We start from the raw sequence: 1,766 nt of genomic DNA, 5'->3' as shown, positions 1-1,766 counted from the left end.
ACTTTTTCAAAATCTTCTGCCGAAATGATTGCTGGCATACCTTGCTTAATTTGGATATATTCTGATTTCGATGTGTAGGAATTTCTCTTGCCTTCGGAATTTTTCGGAGTAGAACGGTCATAAACGTAAGTACCCATATACTTTGGATTTTTCAAAATCGCATTGAGAGAAGCCTTTGAAAAGTCATTTCCTTCCGAAGTTTTGTAACCATTTTCCTTGAGATTTTTGATGATATAACTATATCCCATTCCTTGTAAATAAAGTTTATAAATTTCTCTAATGATAGGGGCTTTCAATTCATCAATTTCATAAAATCCCTGTGCATTGACTTTGTAGCCAATTGGCGGAGTACCGCCTAAATGTCTGCATTGTTTCGCACATTCCAATAATCCAGCTCTTGTATTTTTAGAAAGCGTTTCGGAAAAATCTTCTGCAACGGCTGCCTTGATTGTTGTAAGGAGTTTACTTGTTTCAGTATTTGTATCAATTCCATCAACAATGGAAATCAATCTAATACCATTTTCAGCAAACCATTCCATATCAGAAAGCTGATTTTTAGCATTTCTGTGAAGCCTGTCGATAGCTCTCACAATAATAATTTTGGCTTCAACAGTACCATGTTTAATATCCGCTATCATCTGCTGATATTGTGGTCTGTTGATATTTCTTCCGGTTTTTGCCATATCAATGTAATAGTTTTCAATCTCCATTCCGTGAGAGGAAACATAATTTTCGATTGTAGTCGTTTGAGCTGCTACACTGTTTCCTTCGTCCTGATTATGGGAACTATATCTGATATATGCCAATACTTTCACTTTTTTCTCCAATATAACCTCACTGATTCCTTTCAGACATTTGTATTTGTTGGTTTATATTCTTCTGTAAGAATCTGAATCAACACATCAGCGGCAAGATTCAGTATTTCATTTTCTTTCTGCTCATTTTCAGCAGTGAAATTTTCGCATTCACAGCCATCATAATAGAAATGCTTTTCCGCAAGTTGCAACCTTGTTATCTTTAACCTTGTAATTTCCGTCATGAATGATAGCCTCCTCATTGTTCGTAATATCAAGCGTTTGACCAGTTATCACTTCATAAATTGAATGCTTCTTCACATTCGAGAAAGTTTCCGCTTGTTCTGTTCCAAAGGCTTCATTCGCCTTTGCAACGTCAAATTGATAGGCATAGCAGGAAATGCCGTCTATATTTAATTTCGATTTGATTCTGTCCTTGGATTGCCTGATTAAATACTTTTCTTTCTCCAAATGCTTGATAGCTCCTTTCATATCGGAGATACCACACTCTTCAAGAATTTTTTCAAAGATAATTTCATTGATTGCGACTTTGAGAGGTTTACCGCTTTGGATTGTAATCCATTTAATTCCTTGTAACTGTGGATGATTGGTGATATAGTTAAATATTGCATGAATAGTATTTTTGCCGATTTCAGAAGATTCTGAAAGTTTGTTGTGAACTTCAACGCAAATATTCTGTAATGCTTCAATATCAACCAAAATGCCGATATTTTGCAAAATATGTGCAGTATGGAGTATCAAAGCATAATTCAGAATCAGTCTGTCAGTTAAAGAACATTTTTCAAGTTTTGGATTTTCTGCAATTATCTTTTTAATTGTCTCGTAATTTGTAAGGGCTTTTTTAGAATCAGAGTGCAGAAGATATTCAGAAATCAATTTTCCAACAATGCCGTAATTTGTTCCGACAAAGGTTTTAATTTCATCAGCGTGTTTGCTGTTTTTCGTATAGGT

At 34.8% G+C, this 1,766-nt stretch carries 3 protein-coding genes; all 3 read right to left on the bottom strand.

The window, feature by feature from the left end:
* Positions 1–815 (bottom strand): recombinase family protein (locus ACKI2P_RS12040; RefSeq protein ID WP_407377851.1); only part of this gene is annotated, 815 nt, incomplete at its 3' end.
* Between the two features lie 32 nt (positions 816–847).
* Positions 848–1,006, bottom strand: coding sequence for a hypothetical protein (locus ACKI2P_RS12035; RefSeq protein WP_407377850.1), 159 nt, complete (start codon positions 1,004–1,006; stop codon positions 848–850).
* On the bottom strand, positions 975–1,766 hold a 792-nt coding region (locus ACKI2P_RS12030), incomplete at its 5' end, for a hypothetical protein (RefSeq protein WP_407377849.1). The genes ACKI2P_RS12030 and ACKI2P_RS12035, both read right to left, overlap by 32 nt.

Origin of the sequence: Methanobrevibacter sp. (assembly GCF_045541095.1) — an archaeon.
In the GTDB taxonomy this organism is placed as follows: domain Archaea; phylum Methanobacteriota; class Methanobacteria; order Methanobacteriales; family Methanobacteriaceae; genus Methanocatella.
Note: the sequence above shows the minus strand (reverse complement) of the source record. Positions and strands in the feature narration are given on the sequence as shown.